At 68.6% G+C, this 17,109-nt stretch carries 14 protein-coding genes; 2 read left to right on the top strand and 12 right to left on the bottom strand.

From position 1 onward, the window contains the following. Nucleotides 1-2: 2 nt before the first annotated feature. The 5 genes from OL358_RS10910 to OL358_RS10890 form a co-directional block, all read right to left on the bottom strand. Nucleotides 3-2,852 carry a hypothetical protein gene (locus OL358_RS10910; RefSeq protein ID WP_264709995.1) on the bottom strand — a complete coding sequence of 950 codons (2,850 nt, stop codon included), beginning with the start codon at nt 2,850-2,852 and terminating at the stop codon, nt 3-5. A gap of 179 nt (nt 2,853-3,031) precedes the next feature. After that, on the bottom strand, nt 3,032-7,381 hold the full coding sequence (locus OL358_RS10905) for a hypothetical protein (RefSeq protein WP_264709994.1): 4,350 nt from the start codon (nt 7,379-7,381) through the stop codon (nt 3,032-3,034). Next, entirely contained in the window at nt 7,378-8,754 is a 1,377-nt protein-coding gene (locus tag OL358_RS10900; protein WP_264709993.1) for a lipase/acyltransferase domain-containing protein, read from the bottom strand. Before OL358_RS10900 ends, OL358_RS10905 begins: the two co-directional genes overlap by 4 nt. Before the next feature lie 136 nt (nt 8,755-8,890). Beyond that, complete coding sequence (locus tag OL358_RS10895; protein ID WP_264709992.1) at nt 8,891-10,516, bottom strand: SPFH domain-containing protein; 1,626 nt, start codon at nt 10,514-10,516, stop codon at nt 8,891-8,893. Between the two features lie 241 nt (nt 10,517-10,757). Further along, nucleotides 10,758-11,162 carry a hypothetical protein gene (locus tag OL358_RS10890; RefSeq protein ID WP_264709991.1) on the bottom strand — a complete coding sequence of 135 codons (405 nt, stop codon included), beginning with the start codon at nt 11,160-11,162 and terminating at the stop codon, nt 10,758-10,760. A gap of 91 nt (nt 11,163-11,253) precedes the next feature. On the opposite strand from OL358_RS10890, the gene OL358_RS10885 reads away from it, so the two are divergent. Continuing rightward, on the top strand, nt 11,254-11,769 hold the full coding sequence (locus OL358_RS10885; protein ID WP_264709990.1) for a methyltransferase family protein: 516 nt from the start codon (nt 11,254-11,256) through the stop codon (nt 11,767-11,769). A 28-nt stretch (nt 11,770-11,797) separates the two neighbouring features. Here the strand turns inward: OL358_RS10885 and OL358_RS10880 are convergent, their stop codons facing one another. Next, entirely contained in the window at nt 11,798-12,277 is a 480-nt protein-coding gene (locus OL358_RS10880; RefSeq protein ID WP_264709989.1) for a GNAT family N-acetyltransferase, read from the bottom strand. 218 nt (nt 12,278-12,495) lie between these two features. Between OL358_RS10880 and OL358_RS10875 the strand changes: the two genes are divergently transcribed. Further along, nucleotides 12,496-12,795, top strand: coding sequence for a hypothetical protein (locus OL358_RS10875; RefSeq protein WP_264709988.1), 300 nt, complete (start codon nt 12,496-12,498; stop codon nt 12,793-12,795). A 141-nt stretch (nt 12,796-12,936) separates the two neighbouring features. Here OL358_RS10875 and OL358_RS10870 read toward each other — a convergent pair whose 3' ends face one another. The 6 genes from OL358_RS10870 to OL358_RS10845 all read right to left on the bottom strand — a co-directional run bounded on the left by OL358_RS10870 (nt 12,937) and on the right by OL358_RS10845 (nt 17,105). Next, the gene (locus tag OL358_RS10870) at nt 12,937-13,701 is read right to left on the bottom strand and encodes an ABC transporter permease (protein WP_264709987.1); all 765 of its coding nucleotides are present in this window, start codon (nt 13,699-13,701) and stop codon (nt 12,937-12,939) included. Continuing rightward, nucleotides 13,698-14,474 carry an ABC transporter ATP-binding protein gene (locus tag OL358_RS10865; protein WP_264709986.1) on the bottom strand — a complete coding sequence of 259 codons (777 nt, stop codon included), beginning with the start codon at nt 14,472-14,474 and terminating at the stop codon, nt 13,698-13,700. Before OL358_RS10865 ends, OL358_RS10870 begins: the two co-directional genes overlap by 4 nt. After that, nucleotides 14,471-14,845: a DUF1048 domain-containing protein gene (locus OL358_RS10860; protein WP_264709985.1), complete on the bottom strand. Its 375-nt coding sequence runs from the start codon at nt 14,843-14,845 to the stop codon at nt 14,471-14,473. Before OL358_RS10860 ends, OL358_RS10865 begins: the two co-directional genes overlap by 4 nt. Nucleotide 14,846: 1 nt before the next feature. Next, complete coding sequence (locus OL358_RS10855; RefSeq protein WP_264709984.1) at nt 14,847-15,188, bottom strand: PadR family transcriptional regulator; 342 nt, start codon at nt 15,186-15,188, stop codon at nt 14,847-14,849. Between the two features lie 482 nt (nt 15,189-15,670). Next, complete coding sequence (locus OL358_RS10850) at nt 15,671-16,174, bottom strand: GNAT family N-acetyltransferase (RefSeq protein WP_264709983.1); 504 nt, start codon at nt 16,172-16,174, stop codon at nt 15,671-15,673. A 610-nt stretch (nt 16,175-16,784) separates the two neighbouring features. Continuing rightward, complete coding sequence (locus tag OL358_RS10845; protein ID WP_264709982.1) at nt 16,785-17,105, bottom strand: DMT family transporter; 321 nt, start codon at nt 17,103-17,105, stop codon at nt 16,785-16,787. Nucleotides 17,106-17,109: the final 4 nt, after the last annotated feature.

Below are 17,109 nucleotides of genomic sequence, written 5' to 3'. Positions count from 1 at the left end.
CCCTAGACCACCGGACCCTTCGACAACTCCCCCACCAGTTCGACCCGGGCGAGCTCGATCTGCTCGGTGCCGAGATATGCGGAGTGCTTGGCGACCGTCCATTGATAGCCGGGGGCCGTCTCGGTGGCTCCGCGGTCCACCGGATTCTCGTCGCTGTCGTAGCTGAAGACCGGAAAGCCGAGGAAGTCGGTGCGGCGCCACAGGTTGCGCCAGCGCGGCAGGGTCGTCTCGCTCGCTCCGAGCATCCACGCCAGTGAATCCTTCCTGAACGCGTGAGTCTTGACCTCCTGACGAGCCGTCGCCTTCGCGGCCGCTTCTGCCTTCGCCGCCGCCCTCGTCGTCTCGTCGCCCGGTTGCGACGGGGCCGGGAACTCGGCGACCACCTGCTTCTTCCACGGATCGGGATTCCACAATGACGGCGCAAGAAGGCCCGGCACTCCCAGCACCTGGTAGCCGAACACCGACGGGAAGAAGCGGCTGAAGTAGCCCCGCAACTGGCTGCCGTACGACAGCAGCGCGATGCGATCGGTCAGCTGCGGGCCTGCAGGAGGCTCCTCCACGAACCGCTCACCGCGCAGCGCGAGAATCGTCGCGGCCGAGATCGTCGACCCCATCGAGTGTGCCGTCAGGATCACGGCCGACCGCGGCTTCAGGGGGTCCCCCGCCGACGTCCGCAGGAACTGCCGGGTGTGCTCCGCGAGCTCGGGAACGGCTCGCTCGGCGAAGCACGGCGGCGCGAACGGATGCCCCGCGCGCGGGAAGAACGCGACCACGTCCCAGAAGACGCCGAGCGGGCGGTCGCCGTTCGTCGCCGAGTTCGCGACGACGGCCGCAACCGCGGCGAGCGCGAGAGCGACGAGGATCGCCGTCGCCGCAGCGCGTAGCCCTGCGGGAAGGCCCGGCGCCCAGCCCTCGAGCACACCCTTTGCCGCGTCGAACACGATCGACGACGAGAGGCTGAAGAAACCGACAGCGGCGAGCACGGCGATCCAGGCGAAGAGCGGCTCACCGCGGTGAAGGAGATGCGACGACCGACGCGCGGTCGCGCGGATCCGCACCCGCTCCTCCGGGTCCACGAGCTTGTCCGGATACCTGACCGGCGGTGCTTCCACACCGCCCCGAGACTCGGCGTCGCCTTCGTCCTTCGGCGCCTTGCCCTTCCACGCCAACGTCGGCAGGGTGAATCGCACCAGTTTGGGCACCACGACGATCGCGGCGACGATGAGCAGGATCAGGATCGCCACCACGACCACCATGAGCAGCACCGCGAAGCGCTCATAGGCGTCGGGCACGTCCCAGTCCGTCACCGGGAGCGGGTCTCCGGGAGTGCGCCAGATGCGGTCGGTCTTGCCGGGCTCCGGCGTCCCCAGCCACGAGGCCACCCCGAGCACGAGCAAGCTCGAAAGCGCCATCGACACGAAGAGCGAGAGCAGCATCACGACGGCTGCGCCCTGGCCGCGCCATGCGCGAAAACGCAGCTCTCCGGCATCCGACTCGCCCTTCGCTTCACCGGGGTTCGCCTGGGAAGTTCGCGAGAGGAGCAGGTGGATCAGCACGAGCACGACGGCTGCTCCGGTCAGCATCCACTGCTGGGTCGAGTCGGAGAGGACCTGGCTCAGCATCAGCGCCACGGCGCCGAGAGTGAGCACCGTCGCGCTGGTGCGACGGCGCCAGGTCGACCGGACGCGCCAGCTCACCGCGTAGAGCGCGAGGAACAGCGCCGCCGACATGAGCACGAGCGGAGCGGTGATCAGGCCGATGAACTGGGTCGTCACCTTCGACGTGTCGGTGAGCGGGGTGAAGGTCAGCGCCACCCAGACGATGTAGCCGACCGCGCCGTAGACGAGGCAGACGAATGCATACGCGCGCTTGCGGCGATTGCGCTTGTCGGGGGATGCCGCCTCTTTGACCTTCTTGCTCGGATCGGTCGGAATCTCGGCCTCTCGCAGTGGCGTGCTCGACGAGATGATCACGCCGATCACGACGAACACGAGACCGACGGCGGCGATGCCGACGAAAACCAGCGGTCGCCAATCGGGATCACCGAGGCAATCGGAGAGGTCCTTGGTCAGCGGGGCGCCGATGCAGTCGGCCTTCGGGAACGAGGCGTCGAACGCGAGCAGGAAGAGCACCAGCAGCAGCGATCCGGCGACGTGCAGCCACTCGGTGGTGTCGCGGCTGCGGGCCGCGGCCCAGAATCCGCGCGTCGCCAGAAGCGGCCGGCCCTTCTCGCCCTGGCCTCCGATCTGCTTGCCGAAGGTCTCGACCCGCGCCTCGAACCGCACGCGACCGCTGCGTGCGATGAAGTACAGGACGAGGATGACGACCACCGGCACGAGCCCGAGCAGCGCCGCCCGACTGTCAACGTCGAGGCCGCGCAGACCGTCGAACACCGCCGGCAGCGCCGCGCACACCTGGTTCGCTTCGGTCGCACTCCCGCGGAAGCACTGCACAGCGACGAGGTCGATCGCGACGGAGCAGAACGCGGCTACCGCGATGAGCGTGAGCACGAGTCCGAAGACACGGACCGTCCCCGAACCGGTGTCGCCGTGCCAGGCGCGCGTGCTGCCATCGCGCTGATACCTGATCTCGCGCGTCCAATAGGCGAGGTTCACCAGGGCGTAGGGCAGCAGCAGAAACCAGCCGACATGCACGAACGCTCTTCCGATCGCGGCGAGCGCCCCTCCCCCGGTGCGGGTCTGAGCACCCCACGAGAAGGCATGCGTCGAGGTGACGCCGTCTTTCGCCGCTTTGTCCTTCCTCGCCCAGAAGGAGCCGAGGGGATCACCGTCGACGCGCTCGATGGCGTCGGGTTCGGACTCGAGCATCTCTGCCGGAGGGCTGTTGCTCACGCCGTGGACCCTGATATCGAGGATCAGCGGTGGTGGCGGTGTCGTCGCGTCGGTCATGAACACCTCTCCGGAAGCGTCGGTGGCGCCGGATGTTGGCACGATGATACTGCGGAGAGGGATGCCGCGACGCGCTGATACTTTCCGTTCGCGCTCGTCGGTCTCGGTCCCGGGCGCAAGGCCTATTCCTCCGCAGGCCAGCCCCTCCGTCCCGCCGCGACCAGCACCGGGCCCCATGCGTCGAGGGCCTGACCGTGCGCGCTCGCCTCGACACGGTCGGCGAGGTGTCGCAGCTGTCTCAGGTCACTCAACGCGGTCACAGGTGGAAGGTGCCATTCGCGTGCGAACTCGATGGCGTCGAGAGCAACGCGAAGCCCCTCTTCCATTCTCCCGTGCGCAACATATCCGCCGGCGAGGTTCAGCGACGCCACCAGATAGACCGTACGGAGATTCACTTCCCCGATCAGTTCCTCACGCAGGAGCTCGACCGACTCTTCAAGCCAGCCGATCGCCTCGTCGGAGTCCACGAGAAGCCGACCGAGCTCGTTGAGCGGACCGGCGATAGAGGCCCGCACGGCCGGGTCAGTCTGCCATGCCTCGCGAAGCTCCGCGACTGCGGCGCGAGCGCGCGCCTCGCCGTCCCCGGGCAGTCCGAGCGCGACTTCAAACGACGCCACGGAGAACCGCGACACGACGAGGTCGACCGGCTTGACCTCCAGACCCCGCGCGAATGCATCCTGCTGTATCGCCAGCGACTCCTCGGCGACGTGGAGGGCTTCGTCAGTCCGACCGGTCTCGTCGAGCCCCCCGGCAAGGGTTGCAAGCGCCGTGGCCAGCGCGGGCAACTGCGACTCGTCCGTCACAGCCAATCCGCGCAGAACCTCGATGGCCTCCGTCAGCCAGACAATGGCGTCGTCCCAGGCCCAGGCTACGGCTGCGAAGAAGCCCGCGGTCGTCGAGAGCTGTGAACTCAGTGCGCCGAACCGTTCTGGGTCTTCCGCCGCGAGCTCCCGCGTAACGGACGCAATCCGTTGCATGCGTGGAACGGCGCTGGCGAGTTGCGACAATCGAATCTCTCGCTGCACAATCGCCAACTGCGCTTGCACGAGCGACGACCTGACGGAGGGTTGTCGTGCCGCGAGATCGTCCAGCTCGTCGAGCGCGCCAGCGACCTCCGCGTCAGGCGGCTGCTGCCCCGACTCACGGGTCTTGACGACCGCTGCCAGAAGGCTCGCGTAGGTGTCTTGAAGGGCGGGGTGGCTAGCGGTCAGGGTGCGAGCATTCGAGAGGACAGCGGACATCGGCGGGATGGGAGGACACGGACCCTCGGCGGCCTCGAACAACTCGCCCTGGAGGCGAAGTGCGTCCACGACCTGCTCGAGGTGCGACGCCTCGTCGACGGGAAGGGTGGACATCAGGCCCAGTGATTCCTGCAACGCCCCGATCGCCTCGGCCGGGCGGTCGCTCCGTGCGTGGATTCCCGCCGCGGTCACCAGTGCATCAGCAAGTTTTCGTCGCGCGCGGTCGTCTTCGTCGGCGTCGCGTAGCAGTGCCATCGCCGGCATCAGAAACCCCAGGGCGCGAGCATCCTCACCCTGAGCGATGAGGATGAGAGCTCGCGGAATGAGCACATCCCGCATCGCGCGTCGCACGATCTCATTCGCGTACGGAGGGTCGCCGGCCTGATCGATAAGGGCGTCCAGCACCTCAGCGGCCTTCGCGAGATCTTCCACTCGCATGTATCCGACCGCGAGGTCCAGCCGCGCCGAGAACAGTGACATCCCGTCCGCGACGTTTCCGCGATCGCCGAGACTCGCGTAGAAATCGACAACGCGCTCGGATTGCTCGAGCCCGTCGGATGGCCGATCAAGTGCGAAATAGGCACGAGCCAGCTCTGACCGACTGACAGCGAGGGCGCGTCCGCTGCTCACCGACTCAGAGTCGAGGTCCAGTATGACCGCGATCGCCTTTTCGATCGCTTTCGCCGCAGACTCGTAGCCGTGCGCCTCGTTGAGCGTACGACCCAGATCGATCAGCGTGTCCGCGTATGCTCGCGCACTGGCCCGATCGCTCGCCGCGAGGCGCTCGAGGACCGCCGCCGCCTCCCCGAAGCTCTCACTCGCGCCCGCCAGATCCTCGTTGCCGACTTGTGCCCCGGCGAGCGCGCGAAGCGCACTGACAAGAGCGGGGCTATAGCTTTCGTCCACGTCGACGATCGCCCGAATGAGCCGGACCGCTCGTTCGAGTATGGATTCGGCGGCCCGCGTGTCCTCGAGGACGAACTGAGTTGCGCCGGAGGACAGAAGCACGGCCGCGAGTTGCAGGTAGTTGTCCGGATTCTCTTCGGCGAGTTCAGTGAACAGCGCTTCGGCGGTCTCACCAAGGCGAACAGCGTCGTGAGGGCTTCCCGATTCGGAGAGCGCGCGGGCAACGTGGGCGTTCGCCTTCGCGAGATCCTCGCGGAAGTCGAGATCCGATCGGCCGGCCACCGCCTCGAGGATCTCGATCCCGGGGAGTAGGGCGTCTGCGCAGTGCCGCCACAGGTTCTGCCTCAGGTAGGGGCTGTCCTCCGCAACGGTTGGACCGAGCGCGAGGAACGCATCGGCGAGCGCTCGAGCGATTCGGAGTGGCGCATCGCTGCTCTCCGTGCCTCGGTCGCGAAGTCGCTCGGCGAGGATCGCGTGCGCAAGGCGGTAGACGGCGTCGCCGAACGCGCCCGCCTCCACGATGTACGCGCTCGCGATGCTCAGGACGCGATACACGTCGCGAAGCTCGAAAGGCGCGTCGTCCGACAGCGCATTCGCTATCAGGCTCCACACGTCCGCCGGCAGACCCGAGCCGGCGCCCCATGCCAACGCCGAGAGCAGAGTCCGCATGCCGCCCGCGATGGGAAGGCCGTCACGCGTGAGCTCGTCCAGCCCGCTGAGTGCGTCATCGACTCCGGTCGAAAGGTTGACGCTCAGAGCCTGCGCCCAGCCCTCCACAGAGGTGTCGACGGGTCGACGACGAAGCTCAGTGGTCTCGAGGTAGGCGAGCAGGAATCGACCGTCGGCGTCGTCCATCGCGTGGGTCGCGACAGCCGCCGCGACGGCCTCGACATCCATCTGCGGTGCGTCGACAGCGCGAAGTCGGCGCTCCACGTACTCTCTGATGTCGTCCTCATCGTTCGACATCTCGACGACGTCGAGCACGCTCGCGGGATCCGGCTGCATGCGGGTGAGGAGATCACCGTCCGCCGAAGGGATCGACCGTGTTCCGATCAGAACTCGCGCTTGCAAGCTCAGTGGGTTGATGAGCGTGTTGATGATCTCAGCCACGTCGACCGCCTCATCGAGGCCGTCGATGATCACGGCGGGAGGCTCGTCGATGCTCTTCAGCCTCGTCATGAATTCCGCTACCGATCGCGGCGCCTTCTGCTTCCGCCCCTTGCCGAACAACTGTTCGTCCAGTTGGCTCGCGATGTCATCGACGGTCGCCCCTCGCGCGTAGACGACGGCATCGATGCTCCCCACGCCTGGGTCGGGGTAGTCGATGTCACGCTGGGCGAGGAGGACCTCGCGCTCCCCGGGATTCGACAGCGACGCGAGAAGTCCCAGCACCGCCGACTTCCCGCTCCCCGCCGGGCCGGTGACGACCAGCACACCCGACGGCGTATGCGAGAGCCATCCCACGACGTGCTCGACGATCCGGTGGCGGCCGCTGAAGTACCAGGTCTCGTCCTCGGTCGAGCCCCCGCGTGCGGCCTTGAGGAGGTGCGCGACGACACGGGGTGGCGCACCGCGTGCGAAACGGGGGTTCGGGATCAAGGCACGGGACCAGCCGGATTGCACGAACAGCGGCGTCTGCGTGTCGGCGTCGGGCCATTCGGCCTGGAGCGTCGAAATGATGTCGCTGCCTGTCACCCATTGCTTGTGCTCGCTCCAGAGGAAGGTGACGTCGTCGGAGTCGCCGCGCGCGCCCTCGCGCAGAATGCGACGCAGCTCACCCGCGAGGCGGCCGCTCTTCGCCTGCTCCCAATGCATCGCGGAGCTGACGTAGCCGATCCAGTTGCGGGGCGTCGTCGGGCCCGCGTTCTGGCTCCATTCATCCGCCGTCGCGAGCGCCCGCATCGCTCCTGCTCCGGAGTAGCAGGTGTCGAAGACGACGAGGATCTGACCCGCGCCCGTCGCGAGCGCCGCGCCGACGACTTGCGCGGGCGACAGGAGGGCCTGCCGCTCAGGCACCGAGTCCTTCGCGACCAGCCGCAGCCCGCCGACCGGAGGGAGATCCGCGTGCCCCGTCCAGATGATGACGAGCGACGATGGATCGGGCGTCGCCCCGGGAACGAGCGTCTCGTTCAGGCGCTGATGAATGTCGTACTCGCCCAGCCCGGGAACCACGATCGACTCGACGCCGAGGGAGGTCAGGATCCGGGCGAACTCCTCGATCTCGTTCGCGACGTCCGGCAGTTCGTCGAAGTGCGTGTCGTCGTAGGACGAGACTCCGACTCCGATGAACCGGGCGTGCGGGCCCGTCTGCATCTCGCCGCTCATTGCTCGTCCCAGACGAAGGTGGAGGCGGTGACCTCGCTGACGACCGAACGCGCCGATGGTGTCGCGCCGCGCACGACGATCTCATACCCCCCGGCGTCCGGGGAGCGAAAGGCCGCGCTCATCGTGCCGTTCGTGGCGAGCAGCCGCTCGGTTCGGACCCTCGCGCCGCCCGGGCGGTTCAGAACCGCCTCGAGCGGTACAGTCTCGCCGTCCGGCACCGCGACGGTGACCCGGATGTCGCTCCCCGCCTCGATCACCGGTTCGGCGCTCACGCTGATCGCAACTCGGGGCGGCCCCATGTGCTGGACCGGATTCGCCGTCAGAACCCCCTCGAGGTGGTCGAGCAGCCCGCTGTTCCCGGTCAGACTCCCGTGCTGGTCCGTGACATGGAACACAGCGTCGCCGTCCACCGGGTATCCGATCGGGGTCGCCGCGAGGGTCGGAACCGTCCCGTCGCCCCACTCGTTGCGCTCCTTGATCGTCGAATGCGCGACGATCGCGCCGTTCATCAGCGACGCGGTGGTCGCGGTGTCCTGCTTCTGACCATGCACCGGCAGGAACCGGAATCCTCGGCTCCACCACTGAGCGTCTGCGTCGAGCGACCGATGAAACTGCACCGCGTCGGCGATCATCGCGGACGACAGGTCGGGCAGCGGGGTCTCGTCGACTCGGCGAAGGCCGGCTCCGGCATCCATGCACGCGTACTGCGGCAGCAGCTGATGCAGCGACGGGAGACTCCGCGCGAACTGAGTCAGGTCGAGCGCGAACGGCGCCGGACCCTTGCGAATGCCGTTCACCAACTGCGTGAGCGCGTTCACCGAGCCGCGATGGGGCGTGCCGATCGTCACGAGGCGCTTCGTGACCTCGGCGAGGCCGCACTGCTGGATCGCCCAACGGGCCACCAGCCCGCCCATCGAGTGGCAGAGGAAGACCACCTGCGCATCGCGGCGCGAGCGATGCGAGTCGCGCCATCGCGACAGCGACCGCTCGACCTCGCGGGCGAGACGCTCGCCGTTGTATCGGTTCGACAGTCGCCAGTCGTAGGGGAAGAGCATCAGGCTCCCCGCCCGGTCGTCGGTGCTCGGAATCGCATGGAGCGTCGCCGCCGCCCATTCGATGACCCTCGAGTAGCCGCGGGCAGGGGTCCACACGCCGGGCAGAACGTGGAAGTCGGGCATGATCTCGACCGGCTCGACTCCGTCGTCCGGAGCCGCGTCACCGATCCCTTCCGGCAGTTGCAGATCCCGGATGCTGCGACCGAACGTGCGCACGGCATTCACGACCGCTCCCGCCGAGCGCTCCCAGGCCGGCACGCCGTTCTTGTGGAGCGTCGAGCCCAGGATGCCGGGCACGATCACGACAAGGTCATCCAACGCCGTCCCCCCAACCCCAGAGATGGGACGCCGGACGAAGCTTGTCCCTGAGCCAGATGATAGGGCGCTGGGGGCGCAGAGCAACAGCCCTCCGCTGTCGCGCCGCCCGGACCCGCGTGGGCCGAGCGGCGCCCCGCTACTGCGCGGTCTCGGGTGCCGCGACCTCGCCGTTCGCCGCCGCGCGCGGTGCCTTCTTCGCACGACCGGACGCAGCGCCATCCGACGAGGTCGCCTTCGCCGTCGCGACGTCGGAGATTCCGGCGCCGATGCCGCGGCCGACGGCCTGACCCTGGATGATCGCGGCGAGGTCGAGCCCAGTGGCCGCCTCCACGCTGTCGAAGACCGACCGCATCGCCTTGGCGCTGTCGCCTCCGATGACGCCGGTGGCGCCGTCGTCGGACCCGCCGATGATCGAGACGTTGCCGATCGCGGCGTAGCCCTTGGCGAACTCGGCCATGATCGACGGCAGAACGTCGAGCACGCGCTGCGAGAGGAAGGCCTCCTGGTTCGACGCGATCGCCTCGGCCTCGGCCTCGAGCGCACGCGCGCGGGCCTCACCCTCGGCACGGATCGCGTCGGCCTCGGCCTGGGCGCGAAGACGGCGAGCGGATGCCTCGGCATCGGCGAGCGAGCGCAGTGCCGCCGCCTCACCCGCGGCCTTCGCCTCGGCTGCCGTGGCCTCACCGGCGGCGCGGGCCTTGTCGGCCTCGGCCTGCTGCTCGGCGATACGGGTGCGGGCTTCGGCCTGCTTGACCTGCTCGATCGCGGCGGCCTCGGCGGAGCGCTCTCGCGTGTAGAGCTCGGCCTGGGCGCGGGTCTCGGCCTCGTATCGCTGTGCATCGGCGACGCGCTTGACGTCGGCATCCAGCTGAGCCTGCTTGTTCTCGGCCTGCTGCTGGAGCACCGCCTGCTCGGCCTTGGCCCGCGCGAGCTCCTCGGCCTTCTCAGCCTCGGCACGCGCACGGCCGACGCCGGCGTTGGCGTTCGCTGTGTTGGTGTCGAGCGCGGTCTGCTCGACGAGGTTCGCCTCCTGGTTGGCGATGATCTTCTGGTTGATCGCGCGGTCGGCGTTCGTCTGCGCGATCTCGGCCGACTGCCGCTTCGCCTGGATCTCGGGCGCACCGAGCGACCGGATGTAGCCCACGGCGTCGGTGATGCCCTTGATCTGGAACGAGTCGAGGATGAGGCCCTGCTCGGCGAGCTCGTGCGAGACATCGGCGGCGATCTGGTCGGAGAACTTCTTGCGCTCCCGCATGAGCTCAACCACCGAGAGGGTCGCGACGATGCCGCGAAGGGCACCCTCGAGCTGCTCGGTCGTGAACTGCTCGATCGCCTTGTCCTGCGACGCGAAGCGCTCGGCCGCGCGGCGGACGAACAGCGGGTCGGAGCCGATCTTGACGATCGCCACTCCATCGACGTTCAGGGTGACGTTGTCGAGCGACTGGGCTTCGGCGTTCAGCGACACCTGCCGCGAGCGCAGCGAGATGATCTCGTGCCGCTGGGTGATCGGGTTGACCAGGGACTTGCCGTTGACGATCACCGTGACGGGCGACTCCGACATCTCGGACCGGCTGGAGCCGTCGACGCCGATCACGGTGCTCTGCACCTTCTGCTTGCGTCCCGAGATGACCAGCGCCTCGTCGGCGCGCGCGACCTTGATCCAGCTTCGGGCGAACAGCAGCGTGATCAGTCCGACGATGATCACGGCGACGACCGCGATACCGACGATGGTCAGGATGCCGATGACTCCGGCGACCTCCATGGGCGACTCCTTCAGGCACAAGGCGGGCGGCGGCGTCCGCGCGCACGGTTCCACCCTGCCAGATGGGAAGCGGTTCCCCGACCGCCTGGCGCCGAGTGTGGAATCCTCCGCGGTGCCGCCGTGGTCGAGGCCGCATATCGCGCGAAGTACGGCGATCGCGCGGCCCGCAGGGTGGTGATTCCGGATGCCGCGGCATCCACTCTCCGCCCCACCCCGCGATGTGCGCTCCTCGACGCGGCTGCTACCGCGTGCTCCACACCGCCCACACGACCAGCACCGGCTGCAGCAACAGCCGGACGAATCGGGCGCGGTCGGTGCGGAGCATCGGCGCCGAACGTCCTGTGCGCCACTGGTGCACGTTCCCCGGGAAGACGGCGACGAAGAACGCCGCGACGAGCCAGCCGACGCTCCGCTCCCGGGGCATCGTGGCGACCGCGCCGGCGAGCGCCAGCTCGGCCACGCCCGATCCGACCACGATCGCGTCCTTGCTGAGACCCGTGAGGCGCGTCGACCAGTCCGGCACCACGATGCGGTAGCCCCGCCTCCCCCACGACAGATGCGACGCACCCGCTGCGGCGAGCAGCAGCACCAGCATCCACCGCGCCACCGTGCGCCAGCCGGCCATCGCACCCGCGCGTGAGCTCATCACCCGACGCTACCGCCGATCGCGTACCCCGGGCCGGGATCGAGGGCGATGCGTCTCGCACCGCCGAGCGAACCGGGCTAGCGTGTCGCGCATGGCCGGGGCAGCCGCGCAGGCACGCGCGTGGATCGGGACGATCGTCTTCCTCCTTCTCGCGCCCGGGATCGTCGCCGGCCTCATCCCCTGGCTCCTCACCGGCTGGACCTGGCACGACTGGGGCAGTGCTGCCTGGATCATCGTGCCGGTCGCGTGGATCCTCATCGCCCTCGGGATGGCGTTCCTGCTCTCCGCCTTCGCGCTGTTCGCGCTGCACCAGGGAACGCCGGCCCCCGTCGCGCCGACCGAGACGCTCGTCGTGACGGGTGTGTACCGCTTCGTCCGCAACCCGATGTACCTCGCGGTGCTCGCGATCATCCTCGGCCAGGCGCTGCTCTTCGGCAGCTGGGGCGTGCTGGTCTACGCCGTGATCGTCTTCGCCGCGGTCTTCGCCTTCGTCAGGGGCTACGAGGAGCCGACGCTCACCCGCACCTACGGCGAGCAGTACCTCGAATACCGCAGCAACGTGCCGGGGTGGTGGCCGCGGTTCACGCCGTGGCGCGGGACCACGTGACGTCCCGGCATCCGCTCGCAGCGCCGGGTCAGTCGCGGAGCGGCGAGCCGGCGACCTGCGGAGCCACCTCCGACGCGGCCGGTGCGAACCCGGTGCCCCAGCGCAGCATCCAGCCTTCGGGATCGGTGAGCCGCTGGAACCCGAACTTCTCGTACAGGGTGTGCGCGTCTTCGGTGAACAGCGCCGTGCGCTTGAGGCCGAGGGGTTCGAGGTCGTCGACGATCCCCTGCATGATCCGGATGCCGACACCCCGGCCGCGAGCGGATGGGTCGACGAAGACGTCCGCGATCCACGCGAACGTCGCGCCGTCGGTGATCGCCCGCGCATACGCGAGCTGCTCCCGCGTCTCGGCGTCGAACACCCCGTAGTTGCGGGAGCCCGCCATCGCCCGTTCGTGGGTCTCACGCGTGCGTCCGAGCGCCCAGTAGGCCTGTTCGGACAGCCACCGGTGAACGAGGTCGACGTCCATCGTCGACGAGTCGGAGGAGAAGACGAGTTCGTTCGGCACACCCCATCCCACCAGCATCCGCCGCTCTGTGGACCGTGCCTCTTGCGCACGCGTGGACTGGTCGGCGTCGGTTCGGGCGCATAACTCCTGCAAAACCCGGCCGCATGCCCCCGATCCGGCCGGGAAGGGGGCGCGTGGCGCGAGAGTGCAGGAGTTATGCGCCGCGCCTCCGCGCGAGCTCGTTCGACGGTGCACCCGCGAACAGGTTGAATGAGACCGTGGCAGCACAGCGACGATGGAAGATCAGCGCGATCATCTGGACGGGGATCGCGGCGGGCGTCGTCGCGTCCGTGCTGTTCGCGCCGCTGATCACGCTCGGCTGGTGCTCCGATGCCGACGAGACGGGCACCTCGGAGTGCGGCTCGGCTCAGCAGTCCGTCCTCGGGATCGAGACCAACGTCTGGATCTGGCTGGGTGCACTCGCGATCATCGCGATCGTCACGGCCGTGGCCGCGCGATCCGTGCGGCGGCACGCGCGGGGGGACGACCACCCCGCGCCGCGCTCACTCCCCCGGTGAGCGGAACTCGACACCCGACGGAACCCGCCGTCAACCTAGTCCCCACCGCAGCGTGATGGCCACCGGCCGGCTGGTCTGCCGGTCGATGGCCATCGGATGCCGCGGGTGCGGCCTCGCTGCGGGGGTTCTGCCGCTGCGGAGTCAGCGCATCTTGCGCCGGTAGATCGCGACCGCGAAGCCGTACGCGACCACCAGGATCGCGACGAGCCACGCGAGCGCCACCCAGATCTCGGTGCCGACCGGCTCCCCCGCGAACAGCGCGCGCATCGTGTCGACGATCGACGTGACCGGCTGGTTCTCGGCGAACCACGCCACCGGTGCGGGCATCGAGTCGGTCGGCACGAAGGCGGAGCTGATGAACGGAAGAAAGATCAGCGGATAGCTGAAGGCGCTCGCGCCGTCGACCGTCTTGGCCGAGAGTCCCGCGATCACCGCGACCCACGTCAGCGCCAGGGTGAACAGCACCAGGATGCCGATCACTGCCAGCCAGACGAGCACCGAGGCCCCGGTGCGGAATCCCATGATCAGGGCGACCCCGATCACGACGGCGATCGAGACGAGGATCGCCACGAGCGATGTGAAGACATGCGCCCACAGCACGCTCGATCGCGCGATCGGCATCGACTGGAAGCGCTCGAAGATGCCGCCCTGCATGTCGAGGAATAGCCGGTACGCGGTGTATGCGATGCCCGACGCGATCGTGATGAGCAGGATGCCGGGCAGCATGTAATCGATGTACGACGACTGCGAGCCCAGGTCGATCGCCCCGCCGAACACGTAGGTGAACAGCAGCATCAGCGCGATCGGCGTGACGGCGGTGGTGATGATCGTGTCGGGGCTGCGCAGGATGTGCCGCAGAGACCGACCGGTGAGAACGGCGGTGTCGCCGATCGCGTGCGTGGTCATGAGAGCTCCTTCTGGGCCGGGTCATCCTCGCCGACGAGGGCGAGGAAGACCTCTTCGAGGGTGGGCTGCTTCTCGACGTACTCCACCGTCGCAGGCGGGAGCAGCTTCTTCAGTTCGTCGAGGGTCCCGTTCTGGATGATCGTTCCCCGGTGCAGGATCGCGATGCGATCGGCGAGCTGCTCGGCCTCGTCGAGGTACTGCGTGGTGAGCAGCACGGTGGTGCCGTTCTTGGCGAGCTGCTTCACGGTCTGCCAGACCTCGATGCGCGCCTGCGGGTCGAGTCCGGTGGTCGGCTCGTCGAGGAACACGATCGGCGGGTCGCCGATGAGGCTCATCGCGATGTCGAGCCGGCGCCGCATGCCGCCCGAGTAGGTGGCGGCCCTGCGGCCGCCGGCCTCGGTGAGCGAGAACCGGGCGAGCAGCTCGTCCGCGATCGCACCCGGGTTCTTGAGGTGGCGCAGCTGCGCCACGAGCACGAGGTTCTCGCGCCCCGACAGCACCTCGTCGACGGCGGCGAACTGCCCGGTGAGGCTGATCGACTGACGCACGTCGCCCGGGCTGGCGGCGACGTCGAACCCGTTGACGGTGGCGGTGCCGGCATCCGATCCGAGCAGTGTCGACAGGATTCGCACCAGCGTCGTCTTGCCGGCGCCGTTCGAGCCGAGCAGCGCGAAGATGCTCCCGCGTTCGACGTCGAAGTCGACACCGCGCAGCACCTTCAGGTCCTTGAACGCCTTCTCGACGCCCTGCACGGAGATGGCCGCGGTGGTCATCGCTCTTCCTTTCCGTCGAGACCCTTGATGGTGTCGGTGAGGCGGTTGCGCTCCTTGTCGATCCAGCGCTTGCCCGAGTAGGCGGCGGCGAAGGCCTCGGCGAACTCGACCGGATCGTCGCCCACGATGTCGGCGACCGGAGTCTCGTCAGCGGCCGCGCGCTCCCACAGATCAGCGAAGTCGTTGAGCATCGTGATCATGGTCGCGGGGTCGCCGTCGGTGATGCCGCCGTTGTACATGAAGTAGCGCTCGAACGCGTTCGCGGCAGTCTTGTAGGGCTCGGGCAGCGCGGCGATGCGGGCCCTGTACTGCCGGTACGCCTTCTTGTCGGAAAGCGATCCGGTGACCAGTTCGTACCATTTGGCGGCCATGTCAGTTGTCTCCTTCGGTGTGGTTCGTGCGGAGCTGATCGATCCGTTCGGAGAGGAAGCTCCACGTCCCCCAGAACTCTTCGAGCTGTTCGCGACCCTGCGCGTTCAGCGTGTACACCTTGCGGGGCGGTCCCTTCTCGGACGGGACCTTCTCCACGTCCACGAGACCCTTCTGCTCGACCCGCACCAGCAGGGCGTAGACGGTGCCCTCGACGAGGTCGGAGAATCCCTGATCGCGCAGCTGCGCGGTGATCTCGTACCCGTACGCGGGCCTGCCTGCCAGTACGGCGAGCACGATGCCCTCCAGAGTGCCCTTCAGCATCTCGGTCATCTGATTGCCCATCGCCCACCTCCTCTACTCTGTGTCGCTGACTACCACTAGACGGTAACACTGAGTACCGGTACTTGGCAACACTGAATACCGGAATTCTTCGGATGCCGCGCCCGGCCGGCATGCCGGGGCGGGGGGCGGGGGCGGGGCGGGGCGGGGGCGGGGGCGTGGGGTCGCGGGCGGGGGTGGTCCGGTTGGGGGGTGCCGCGGCGCGCGGGGCGGGGTGCCGGGGGCGGGGGCGTGGGGTCGTGGGCCGGCGTGCCGCGGCGGGGGGCGCGTCGAGCGCTGCCGTTTCCTGCACGCGCTACACGAAAGAGGTGGCGCGCGGGGCGGGGGCGGGGGGTCGCGGGCCGGCGTGCCGCGGCGGGGGGCGCGTCGAGCGCTGCCGTTTCCTGCACGCGCTACACGAAAGAGGTGGCGCGCTCGTCGGGAACGGCAGCGGTCTTGGCGCGCGCGGGCCGAACGGTGCTGCAGGGCGCCCGCGGGCGGCGGGGTCAGCGCGAGGCGGCCAGGGCTTCGAGGGCGGTGCCGGTGAGGCGCTGCGTGGTCCACTCCTCCATCGGCTCGGCGCCGATCGCACGGTAGAACGCGATCGACGGGGCGTTCCAGTCCAGGACGGTCCACTCCAGGCGGGAGTATCCGCGCTCGACGCACACCTCGGCCAGCGAAGCGAGGAGCGCCTTGCCGTAGCCGCGGCCACGCTCCGCGCCGTAGACGAAGAGGTCCTCGAGCCAGATGCCGTGCCGGCCGGTCCAGGTCGAGTACGACACGAACCACATCGCGATGCCGACGATCTCGCCGTCGCGCTCGACCACGTGCGTGAACACTCGCGGATCGGCGCCGAACAGGCTCTCGCTCAGCGCATCGACGGTGTTGTCCACCGCGTCGGGCTCACGCTCGTAATCGGCGAGGCCCTGGATGCACGCGAGGATGCCGGGCTCGTCGCCCGGGCGCGCGGTGCGCAGCACGGCGCCGTCCGTCAGAGTGCGGGAGTCCATGTCCCGAGCCTAGGCGGCGCGGTCAGAACAGCCACCCCGGCGCATAACTCCTGCAACCTGGCCCCGCGACGCCGGCCACGTCGGCGTGTCGACGCGGACGCGCCGCAAACTGCAGGAGTTACGCGCCTGGACAGGCGCAGCATCCGCCCCCGGCGCAGCATCCGCCCCCGGCGCATAACTCCTGCAACCTGGCCCCGCGACGCCGGCCACGTCGGCGTGTCGACGCGGACGCGCCGCAAACTGCAGGAGTTACGCGCCTGGACCAGCGCCGAACCCGCCGCCGGGCACAACGAAGATCCCCCACCGCAGCATCGGCCACGTCGGCGTGTCGACGCGGACGCGCCGCAAACTGCAGGAGTTATGCGCCGGGACCGGCGCAGCACCCGCCGCCGGGCACAACGAAGATCGCCCCGAAGCCGAAGCCTCGGGGCGATCATTCTGCGATCTGTGGTCTCTGTGTCGGGTTCCCTTGCGGGTTCCTTTCGTCTCCGTTTTCTCTTCGCAGGACTGAATCTACTCAGCCCGCCGACGTCGTCAAGAGTTCATCGCGAAGTCATATCGACGTCACGTTGAAGGTGAGATTTCGGATGCCGCGGCATCCGCTCGCCTGCTACTCGTGACCGACGACCTTCAGGCCGACGACGCAGCCGACGAGGCCGAGAATGAGCAGCATCTTCACGATCGAGAACGCCTCGTCGCCCGTGATCATCGCGTATGCGACGGTGAGGGATGCCCCGATCCCGACCCAGACCGCGTAAGCGGTGCCGGTCGAGATCTCGCGCATCGCCAGCGCCAGTCCGCCCATGCTCAGCAGGAGGGTGACGCCGAAGATGATGCTCGGCCAGAGCTTGGTGAAGCCCTCGGACTTGCCGAGGGCAGTGGCCCATACGGCCTCGAGAACGCCGGAAAGGATGAGGATGACCCACGCCATGACT

Origin of the sequence: Microbacterium sp. SSM24, assembly GCF_025989145.1 — a bacterium.
Taxonomy (GTDB): Bacteria; Actinomycetota; Actinomycetes; order Actinomycetales; family Microbacteriaceae; genus Microbacterium.
The sequence above is the reverse complement of the archived record's forward strand: the minus strand, read 5'-3'. Positions and strand labels throughout refer to the sequence as shown.

Bases quoted from the DNA above. Each gene is read 5' to 3' on its own strand.
- OL358_RS10905 (WP_264709994.1), bottom strand. From the start codon at position 7,381: ATGAGCGGCGAGATGCAGACGGGCCCGCACGCCCGGTTCATCGGAGTC.
- OL358_RS10895 (WP_264709992.1), bottom strand. From the start codon at position 10,516: ATGGAGGTCGCCGGAGTCATCGGCATCCTGACCATCGTCGGTATCGCG.
- OL358_RS10890 (WP_264709991.1), bottom strand. From the start codon at position 11,162: ATGAGCTCACGCGCGGGTGCGATGGCCGGCTGGCGCACGGTGGCGCGG.
- OL358_RS10885 (WP_264709990.1), top strand. From the start codon at position 11,254: ATGGCCGGGGCAGCCGCGCAGGCACGCGCGTGGATCGGGACGATCGTC.
- OL358_RS10870 (WP_264709987.1), bottom strand. From the start codon at position 13,701: ATGACCACGCACGCGATCGGCGACACCGCCGTTCTCACCGGTCGGTCT.
- OL358_RS10865 (WP_264709986.1), bottom strand. From the start codon at position 14,474: ATGACCACCGCGGCCATCTCCGTGCAGGGCGTCGAGAAGGCGTTCAAG.
- OL358_RS10860 (WP_264709985.1), bottom strand. From the start codon at position 14,845: ATGGCCGCCAAATGGTACGAACTGGTCACCGGATCGCTTTCCGACAAG.
- OL358_RS10855 (WP_264709984.1), bottom strand. From the start codon at position 15,188: ATGGGCAATCAGATGACCGAGATGCTGAAGGGCACTCTGGAGGGCATC.
- OL358_RS10850 (WP_264709983.1), bottom strand. From the start codon at position 16,174: ATGGACTCCCGCACTCTGACGGACGGCGCCGTGCTGCGCACCGCGCGC.
- OL358_RS10845 (WP_264709982.1), bottom strand. From the start codon at position 17,105: ATGGCGTGGGTCATCCTCATCCTTTCCGGCGTTCTCGAGGCCGTATGG.